This is a genomic window from Nostoc sp. UHCC 0252, from assembly GCF_034931145.1.
Lineage (GTDB): Bacteria > Cyanobacteriota > Cyanobacteriia > Cyanobacteriales > Nostocaceae > Nostoc.
Map to the genome: position 1 here is coordinate 24,237 of NZ_JAYGHE010000081.1, position 8,501 is coordinate 32,737.

Sequence of the window (8,501 nt, forward strand, 5' to 3'; positions counted from 1 at the left end):
TATGGTAAATCGACGGATTGCAGAAATATTGCGAAGTGGCCAACCTGATGAGTCCCTCCAAGTGCAAGGCTGGGTGCGGACAAAGCGCGAGTCCAAAGGGTTTGCTTTTATTGAAGTCAATGACGGCTCATCACTAGCTAATTTGCAAGTCGTCATCAATCAGGATTTGCCAGATTACGAAGCTATCTTGAAAAAACTGAATACAGGTGCTGCTGTTGAGGCTACAGGGGTACTGGTGGCTTCTCTGGGTAAAGGACAACGGATTGAATTGAAAGCCGAGTCCGTGAAAGTTTATGGAGAAGCTGATCCCGATACATATCCCCTGCAAAAGAAACGTCATTCCTTTGAGTTTCTGCGAACCATTGGACATTTGCGATCGCGTACTAATTCTTTTGGTGCAGTTTTCCGCGTCAGAAATGCTTGTTCGACAGCAATTCACCAATTTTTCCAAGAAAGAGGCTTTTTGTGGGTACACACACCGATCATCACCGCTAGCGATTGCGAAGGTGCGGGTGAATTGTTTAGCGTTACCAGTCTAGATTTAAAGAATATTCCCCGCACAGATAATCAAGCAGTAGATTACAGCCAAGACTTTTTTGCTAAACCCACATATTTAACAGTTAGTGGCCAGTTGGAAGCAGAAGTAATGGCGATGGCGTTTTCTAACGTCTACACCTTTGGCCCTACCTTCCGTGCAGAAAATTCCAACACCTCTCGCCACCTAGCAGAATTTTGGATGGTTGAGCCAGAAATGGCTTTTTGTGACTTAGAAGGCGATATGGATTTGGCTGAAGCGTTTCTCAAACACATTTTTAAATATGTGTTGGAAACATGCCCAGAAGATATGGAATTTTTCAATGAACGCATTGATAAATCGGTGCTGGCAACAGCCGAAAATATTATTAATAATCAGTTTGAACGCTTAACTTATACAGAAGCGATCGCACTTTTAGAAAAAGCTGATGTTAAATTTGAATATCCAGTGAGTTGGGGTTTAGATTTACAATCAGAACATGAACGGTATCTAGCTGAACAATTATTTAAAAAGCCTGCGATCGTTACAGATTATCCAGCGCAAATCAAAGCATTTTATATGCGCTTGAACGACGATGAAAAAACCGTCCGCGCAATGGATATTCTCGCGCCTAAAATTGGTGAAATTGTCGGCGGTTCCCAACGCGAAGAACGCCTAGAAGTTCTAGAACGCCGCGTGTTAGCGCAAGGATTAAAACCAGAAGACTTGTGGTGGTATCTTGATTTGCGTCGTTATGGTACTGTTCCCCACGCCGGTTTTGGGTTGGGTTTTGAACGACTTGTGCAATTTATGACTGGTATGGGAAATATTCGTGATGTGATTCCGTTCCCACGTACACCACAAAGTGCTGAGTTTTAGTTTAAATTTTAGACCTGGCCATTTATAATCGCCAGGTTTTTGACTTTTGTGGATAAAGAGAAATCCAACTGAAAACATTTATCATGAGTATACAAGACCAAACCATTGGTAAAATCCGGCAAATACCAGAAGCTTTAGTTCAAGAAGTCAGTGATTTTATCGACTTCCTATTAATGAAGCATAGCAGCAATAACTGGGAATTATGGCTTCAGTTTAGCGAGTCAGTGGAAATAGTGGAATCAGATTTTTCTGACTATTTATCTAATTTAGAAGATTATGAAGAGCGCTTGTCCCGTGGGGAAATTCAGTGGTAGATATCACACGGGGAGATGTGCTTTTGTGTGATCTCAATCCTGTTGTTGGTACAGAACAAGCAGGAATTAGACCTGTTGTAGTGGTGCAAATTGATCGGGCAAATGCTGTTAGTCCTCATACCATTATTGCACCATTCACTTCAAAAATTAGACGGGCTATTTTAGCCTCTCATGTCTTTGTACCTGCTGGTATCGGTGGTTTAATTAAGCCAAGATTCTGTTGTGCTTTGTGAGCAACTTAGAGTTGTTGATAAATCAAGAATTATCAGAGTGATTGGTCATTTAGATGATAATTTTTAGATGAATTGGCAATAGCTTTATGTACTATCCTTGGGTTAAGGATTATGAACTAAGAATTTTGAGTCTCCTCTTGTAAAACTTGAATTTGCTCAATAGATAATTCAGTAACTTGAGCAATTTGCTCTAAACTCATTCCAATTCGCAACAAATTTAAAGTCAACTTTCTTGTTGCTTCTGCTTTGCCTTTGGCTTCACCTTCTGCTTTACCTTTGGCTTCGCCTTCTTCTAGGATTTCTTGATAAATGACTGATTCGCGCATAATCTCACTCCTTTACTTTCTTGCTTGCCTGCGTGGGATAAGTGACGCTAGTGTTAAAAGAATTATGCAAAGTAAAACCTCCATCCCAGAAGTCGAGTAGGAAGCTAGAATGGCAATTCCAAATAAAGAAGTAAAATCTAATACTGATATTTTAGATAATAGACGCACCCAAACTCGCATCCAAGTTCGCATTCCTAAAGACTTACATGAGGAACCAGTCATTTCACGACTGGTTTCTCACTATGGGGTCATAGTCATTATTGCTGATGCTCAGGTAAGCGCAAACGTGCCACAATATAGCTGCTTCGATCTGGAACTGAGAGGTACTGTTTCCCAGATTGAAAGCGCCCTAACTTACCTAGATGAACTGGATTTAGAAGTTTTGCACCAATCCAGCCCTGAAGAAGATGGTTGGTAATTAATTTTCGATTTCGGATTTTGGATTTTAGATTATCAATCCAAAATCCAAAATCTAAAATCTAAAATTCACTATGCCATTTGATTTTCAATCGCCCACCGCGCTAGTTCAGTGCGGTTGTGGAGATTGGTTTTGCCCAACATATTGGACACATGGCTTTCAACCGTGCGCTGACTAACATTGAGTTCTTCAGCAATTTCACGGTTAGCTAAACCCCTGGCGACAAACTGGACTACTTTCAGTTCGGTTGGGGTTAATTGCACATCGAAGGGAACCTGGATGCGGGAACCGTTTTCGCCTCCTTTAGCTTGGTGTTCTTTCCAACGGATAGTTTGTTTCAGTGAGGATTCAACTTGCGCTACAAGTTCTTCTGGTTCAAAGGGTTTGACCATATAAACATCAGCACCTTTATTCAGACCCTTAACTCGGTCTGCACTTTGTCCCTTAGCTGAAAGGAAAAGAACCGGAATCCAACTGGTGCGTTCGTTTTGCCGGACTTGTTCTACAAAAGTATATCCGTCCATTTCCGGCATCATCACATCGCAGATAATCATGTCTGGAACATCTTGCTCTAAAATTTCCAGAGCTTCACGTCCATTTTCGGCGGTGATGACTTCGTATCCCCGGAATTCTAAGTAATCCTTCACCAGCAAGATGAGGTTAGGGTCATCATCAATCAATAGAAGTCGTTTGTGATCTTTCATGCTGGGCTCTTTCATAGCAGTGGCACTTGTCGCGCTTCGGTCCATCAAAGTCTTGAATATTTATCCTCTATGGTGGGTTATTTCGAGATGTGTCCTTTTTCCTACTTAACTTGCCTTTGCTGTCTCGAAGCCTCAAAAATGCCGAGCATTTTTAAAAGACTAATAGCTCGATAGCAAAAGTCCAGCAAGGATACGTATAGCAGTAGTATCTATAATGCGCTATTATATATCGCATTGAAAGTGGCGGGCGAAAAAACACTGATTAAATAATAATCCTTCTGACTTACAAGTAAGTATTGGCTTAAAGATGACCCTACCTCAAAACCAACCCGCACTTTCTTAAAGCTTACTGCTGTTCCATATCCTTCAATTGTTAAGCCTCTATGAGGTGTTCACAAGAAACTAAGGAAGTTTCTGGCAAAGGATGGGTTAAAAATGCATGTTTTTCTACCACCTTGTTGCCTATTAAGTGTTCTTGGATGATCCGCTCAATAACTTCCAGTTTTGCTTGGCAATACCAGACACCATCAATTTAAACCACCATTATGAGTCTAGAACAACAAACGCGCAAGCCGTTGGCTTTAGTTGTATAGAAGCATAAGGAATAATTCTGTTGCGACTCATCAAGTTTTAAGTCTTTAAGTCGCTCTTTTAAGTATTCCCAGGATTCCAGACTAGCTGGTTTTGAGCAGCAGTTAGCAATTGTCTGATCAGCGCAAATAAAAATGTGCTGCTGAATTTTTGCAAGTCCTAAACTTTCTATACAATTAGTCAGGGTCTTATATTCTAGAGACTTAGTGGCTTTGGGGATTTGATGGCTTGATTGGATCACTGTATTGTTACTTATCGAGCGGCTCCCTGATTACAGTTCTATAACAATTTCCAAGCTTTGCAAATAAAGTTGACGGAAAAGGAATGGAAAATTGGGAGAACTCTTCATTACTCCCAACTTTCTTTGACCATATAAAAGTATACGTAACTTCCGAAGCAGAACCCGCAGAGTAAAAATAATTAGGCATTTGTACTTAAGTAGAACAATACTCTTCTAGTTCGGGAACCCGTACTAAAGGAATTCTTGCCATTGGATGCAACTTTTCGGTAAATTAGCACTCAGGAGTTGAGAGTGCTAATCTCTAAAGGAAAGAAATAATATGGCAGCTTTATCTCTAAGCGTTTCTACAGTTAAACCTTTAGGCGATCGCGTTTTCGTAAAAGTGAACGCCTCTGAGGAAAAGACCGCAGGTGGTCTGTATTTGCCCGATACCGCCAAGGAAAAGCCCCAAGTAGGGGAAGTAGTCGCCCTTGGCCCTGGCAAGCGTAATGACGACGGAAACCGTCAAGAATTGGAAATTAAAGTCGGCGATAAGGTGCTGTACTCGAAGTACGCTGGCACTGACATCAAACTCGGCACCGAAGAATATGTACTGCTTTCTGAAAAAGATATTTTAGCAGTCGTTATCTAGTGGGGAGTGGGGAATGGGGAATAGGAAAGAGTTTTCCCGATGCCCAATGCCCAATACCCAATGCCTAATTCAACAAAAAATTGACTTACTCCCGGAATTTAGACACCTATGGCAAAGCGCATTATCTACAACGAAAACGCCCGTCGCGCCTTAGAACGAGGCATTGACATCCTGGCTGAGGCTGTAGCTGTTACCCTTGGCCCCAAAGGTCGTAACGTAGTCCTAGAAAAGAAATTTGGCGCACCACAAATTGTTAATGACGGTGTAACGATCGCCAAAGAAATCGAATTAGAAGACCACATTGAAAACACTGGTGTAGCTCTGATTCGTCAAGCTGCTTCTAAGACCAATGATGCTGCGGGTGATGGTACTACCACCGCTACCGTTTTAGCTCATGCGATCGTCAAAGAAGGCTTGCGGAACGTTGCAGCTGGTGCTAATGCAATTTCGCTGAAGCGCGGTATTGACAAAGCTACTGGCTTCCTGGTAGAAAAAATTGCTGAACACGCCCGTCCAGTGGAAGATTCCAAAGCCATTGCCCAAGTTGGTGCGATCTCGGCTGGTAATGACGAAGAAGTTGGTCAAATGATTGCCCAAGCAATGGACAAGGTGGGCAAGGAAGGCGTAATTTCCCTAGAAGAAGGGAAATCTATGTTCACCGAGTTGGAAATCACTGAAGGGATGCGCTTTGACAAAGGCTACATCTCTCCTTATTTCGCTACCGACCCTGAGCGGATGGAAGCGGTTTTTGATGAGCCTTTCATACTGCTGACCGATAAGAAAATCGCTTTGGTACAAGACCTTGTACCAGTGTTAGAGCAAGTAGCTCGTGCTGGTCGTCCTTTGGTGATTATCGCCGAAGATATTGAAAAAGAAGCTTTGGCAACCTTGGTAGTAAACCGTTTGCGCGGTGTACTCAACGTGGCTGCTGTTAAGGCTCCTGGCTTTGGCGATCGCCGCAAAGCACTACTAGAAGACATCGCTGTTTTAACTGGTGGTCAACTAATTACCGAAGATGCTGGTTTGAAGCTAGATAACACCAAGCTGGAAAGCCTGGGTAAAGCTCGCCGGATCACCATCACCAAGGACAGCACCACAATTGTTGCCGAAGGTAACGAAGCTGCTGTTAAGGCTCGTGTAGAACAGATTCGTCGTCAAATTGATGAAACCGAATCTTCTTACGACAAAGAGAAATTACAAGAGCGTCTTGCTAAACTCTCTGGTGGTGTCGCTGTAGTGAAAGTGGGTGCAGCGACCGAAACCGAAATGAAAGACAAAAAGCTGCGCCTAGAAGACGCTATCAACGCTACCAAAGCTGCTGTGGAAGAAGGTATTGTTCCCGGCGGTGGTACAACTCTGGCTCACCTGGCTCCTGAATTGGAAGTTTGGGCAAAGAGCAATCTTAAAGATGAAGAGTTGATCGGTGCTTTGATTGTTGTTCGCGCCTTACCCGCACCTCTGAAGCGGATTGCTGAAAACGCCGGTCAGAATGGTGCTGTGATCGCTGAACGCGTCAAAGAGAAAGATTTCAACATTGGCTACAATGCTGCAACAAACGAATTCGTCGATTTGTTAGCTGCTGGTATTGTTGACCCTGCTAAGGTGACTCGTTCTGCTCTGCAAAACGCTGCTTCCATTGCTGGTATGGTGTTGACAACCGAATGTATTATAGTTGACAAGCCTGAACCAAAAGATAGCGCTCCTGCTGGCGCTGGTGCTGGTGGCGGAGACTTCGATTACTAATACGTAGTTAGATCAGTTGAAAAACAGCTGCTTCCCTTGTGGAGGCGGCTGTTTTTTGTGTAAGGGGAAAAAGAATGTGAGTTACGACAACGCTTGTAAATATTTATCTGAACAGTACCCAGCCGAGTTTGTGCGTTGGTTGCTTGGGGTAGAGGTGCAACAAATTGAAGTCTTAAAAACGGAACTCACGCTTGAACCAATTCGCGCGGATTCTGTGACATTTTTGCAAGCAGCTAACCAAATTTTGCACATTGAATTTCAAACTTTGGCGAAATCTAATCCGGCGCTTAATTTCCGAATGCTCGACTATTCTGTGAGGTTGAAGCGTCAATACCGTTGTCCTGTAGTGCAAGTGCTAATCTTTTTGCAAGAAACTACTAATGAAATGGCTTTTACCGAAGAATATCGGGACAACACGACAATTCATCAATATCAGGTTGTTCGTCTTTGGGAGCAAGATCCAACATTATTTTTAGCTAATCCTGCGTTGTTACCTTTAGCAAGTTTGACGCGAACTGATTCGCCACAAACTTTGCTGGCACAAGTGGCTGAACAAGTCGCTACAATTCCAGATAGGGAGGAGCGACAAAATATTGCGGGTTGTGTAGAAATTCTGGCGGGTTTACGCTTTGACAAGGATTTAGTTCGTCAATTTTTGCGGGAGGATATTATGAAAGAATCTGTAATTTATCAAGATATCGTTCAAAAAGAAGCGTTTAAATTGATCAGTCGTCTACTTAAACGGCGTTTTGGTGATATTAATGGATCATTACTTGAGCAGGTTCGGAATTTACCTGCTGAACAGTTAGAAAATTTGGGAGAGGCTTTGTTAGATTTTTCGGAAGTTGCTGATTTAGTAGCTTGGTTAGAGCAGCAATAGAGGAATTAATAAAACTGCATCATATTTTAGAGATTGAGGCTGCAAGTAGTTTTCCGCTTTTGTCTTGAGCTTGCAATTTTTGAATAATATGCTCAATAATACTATTCAAATCCTTCCGGCGGCGCATAGAGCGTTTTGGGTCAAGTTGACCGTGTTTCAATAATTTTCTAACCTGTTCTCCTAGCTCAGTTAAGTAAAACCTCAGTTGTTCTTCACCCTGTTCGCGTAAAATTTGCCGACATTCAGTTAGGATTTGATCGCCATTTTCGAGAGTTTTACTAGCGTCTGACTGCTTTGGTGTTGCTTCGGATAAATCTTTACTTTTTTGAGCGTTTAAACTGTTAGTTAGGCATTTTTCTACAGCCTTGGCAAGCTTGGGATCAGATTCTAAAACTTCTGCGATCGCTCTTAATAAATCTGCAATTTGTGATGCTTCCATTATCTACCTACTCTCTGAATAAATTCTTTAGTTAATTTCACCATAGAATCATGAGAATCATCATATTTTTATCTATACGTCAAATAATTACTCAGTTCTAACCCTTCTGCAATTTTTGCTCTTTCTAAAATTTTTGTTTCAAAAACTGGTGGATAGAAAGGGTCAACAATAATAGAGTTTAAATGTTCAGTTTGGGCTATAGTTCGGTTGTAACGAGAAATTAATGTTCCAACTGATTTTAAGTTATGTACATAATCTCTATTAAACTTCTCAATGTGTTCAAGTAATAGATCTAATCCATGAATTGACATTCGGTTTGGTACACAAGGGATTATACAAGCATTGCTAGCTAAAAATGCACTTTTAACTACTGTATTAATATTTGGAGCGCAGTCTATTAAAATATAATCATAATTATTTAATAAAGGTTTGAGTATTGTACGAATAAGCTCAACAGGTTTAAAGTTAAAAGAATAATAACCTGATGGCAATTGTTCCTGGATTTCAAATAGCCTTGGGCTACTAGGTATCAGATGTAAGTGGGCGAAAGAATTTCTATTTCTAACATTTGAAACATTGTGTTTAACT

At 41.6% G+C, this 8,501-nt stretch carries 11 protein-coding genes and 1 pseudogene; 8 read left to right on the top strand and 4 right to left on the bottom strand.

Annotated features, from left to right (window positions below; translation table 11 throughout):
- The first annotated feature begins 1 nt into the window (after position 1).
- From asnS to VB732_RS36055, 4 genes are all read left to right on the top strand, one after another.
- Complete coding sequence (gene asnS, locus VB732_RS30005; protein WP_323234506.1) at positions 2 to 1,393, top strand: asparagine--tRNA ligase; 1,392 nt, start codon at positions 2 to 4, stop codon at positions 1,391 to 1,393.
- 83 nt (positions 1,394 to 1,476) lie between these two features.
- Positions 1,477 to 1,707, top strand: a complete 231-nt coding sequence (locus VB732_RS30010) for a DUF2281 domain-containing protein (protein ID WP_323234507.1) — start codon at positions 1,477 to 1,479, stop codon at positions 1,705 to 1,707.
- Positions 1,701 to 1,940 (top strand): type II toxin-antitoxin system PemK/MazF family toxin, encoded by a 240-nt coding sequence (locus VB732_RS30015; RefSeq protein ID WP_323234508.1) that lies wholly within the window; start codon positions 1,701 to 1,703, stop codon positions 1,938 to 1,940. The genes VB732_RS30010 and VB732_RS30015 overlap by 7 nt, the downstream gene beginning before the upstream one ends.
- Positions 1,930 to 2,007 carry a hypothetical protein gene (locus tag VB732_RS36055; RefSeq protein WP_416235786.1) on the top strand — a complete coding sequence of 26 codons (78 nt, stop codon included), beginning with the start codon at positions 1,930 to 1,932 and terminating at the stop codon, positions 2,005 to 2,007. The genes VB732_RS30015 and VB732_RS36055 overlap by 11 nt, the downstream gene beginning before the upstream one ends.
- 49 nt (positions 2,008 to 2,056) lie before the next feature.
- On the opposite strand, the pseudogene VB732_RS30020 reads toward VB732_RS36055, so the two are convergent.
- A pseudogene (locus VB732_RS30020) lies at positions 2,057 to 2,278 on the bottom strand (flagellar assembly protein H); the annotation flags it as partial.
- Positions 2,279 to 2,375: 97 nt separating this feature from the next.
- Here VB732_RS30020 and VB732_RS30025 point away from each other — a divergent pair.
- Entirely contained in the window at positions 2,376 to 2,684 is a 309-nt protein-coding gene (locus VB732_RS30025) for an NIL domain-containing protein (RefSeq protein ID WP_323234510.1), read from the top strand.
- Between the two features lie 71 nt (positions 2,685 to 2,755).
- Here VB732_RS30025 and VB732_RS30030 read toward each other — a convergent pair whose 3' ends face one another.
- Positions 2,756 to 3,433: a response regulator transcription factor gene (locus tag VB732_RS30030; protein ID WP_012407592.1), complete on the bottom strand. Its 678-nt coding sequence runs from the start codon at positions 3,431 to 3,433 to the stop codon at positions 2,756 to 2,758.
- A 1,106-nt stretch (positions 3,434 to 4,539) separates the two neighbouring features.
- On the opposite strand from VB732_RS30030, the gene groES reads away from it, so the two are divergent.
- The 3 genes from groES (at position 4,540) to VB732_RS30045 (ending at position 7,474) form a co-directional block, all read left to right on the top strand.
- Positions 4,540 to 4,851 (top strand): co-chaperone GroES, encoded by a 312-nt coding sequence (gene groES, locus VB732_RS30035; protein WP_100898362.1) that lies wholly within the window; start codon positions 4,540 to 4,542, stop codon positions 4,849 to 4,851.
- Positions 4,852 to 4,959: 108 nt separating this feature from the next.
- Positions 4,960 to 6,594 carry a chaperonin GroEL gene (groL, locus tag VB732_RS30040; protein ID WP_323234511.1) on the top strand — a complete coding sequence of 545 codons (1,635 nt, stop codon included), beginning with the start codon at positions 4,960 to 4,962 and terminating at the stop codon, positions 6,592 to 6,594.
- A gap of 76 nt (positions 6,595 to 6,670) precedes the next feature.
- Positions 6,671 to 7,474: a DUF4351 domain-containing protein gene (locus tag VB732_RS30045; protein ID WP_323234512.1), complete on the top strand. Its 804-nt coding sequence runs from the start codon at positions 6,671 to 6,673 to the stop codon at positions 7,472 to 7,474.
- A gap of 19 nt (positions 7,475 to 7,493) precedes the next feature.
- Here VB732_RS30045 and VB732_RS30050 read toward each other — a convergent pair whose 3' ends face one another.
- Entirely contained in the window at positions 7,494 to 7,913 is a 420-nt protein-coding gene (locus VB732_RS30050) for a hypothetical protein (RefSeq protein WP_323234513.1), read from the bottom strand.
- A gap of 68 nt (positions 7,914 to 7,981) precedes the next feature.
- The coding region (locus VB732_RS30055; protein WP_323234514.1) for a ParA family protein at positions 7,982 to 8,501 on the bottom strand (520 nt) is incomplete at its 5' end.

Bases quoted from the DNA above. Each gene is read 5' to 3' on its own strand.
- VB732_RS30030 (WP_012407592.1), bottom strand. From the start codon at position 3,433: ATGGACCGAAGCGCGACAAGTGCCACTGCTATGAAAGAGCCCAGCATG.
- groES (WP_100898362.1), top strand. From the start codon at position 4,540: ATGGCAGCTTTATCTCTAAGCGTTTCTACAGTTAAACCTTTAGGCGAT.
- asnS (WP_323234506.1), top strand. From the start codon at position 2: ATGGTAAATCGACGGATTGCAGAAATATTGCGAAGTGGCCAACCTGAT.
- VB732_RS30025 (WP_323234510.1), top strand. From the start codon at position 2,376: ATGGCAATTCCAAATAAAGAAGTAAAATCTAATACTGATATTTTAGAT.
- VB732_RS30050 (WP_323234513.1), bottom strand. From the start codon at position 7,913: ATGGAAGCATCACAAATTGCAGATTTATTAAGAGCGATCGCAGAAGTT.
- groL (WP_323234511.1), top strand. From the start codon at position 4,960: ATGGCAAAGCGCATTATCTACAACGAAAACGCCCGTCGCGCCTTAGAA.
- VB732_RS30010 (WP_323234507.1), top strand. From the start codon at position 1,477: ATGAGTATACAAGACCAAACCATTGGTAAAATCCGGCAAATACCAGAA.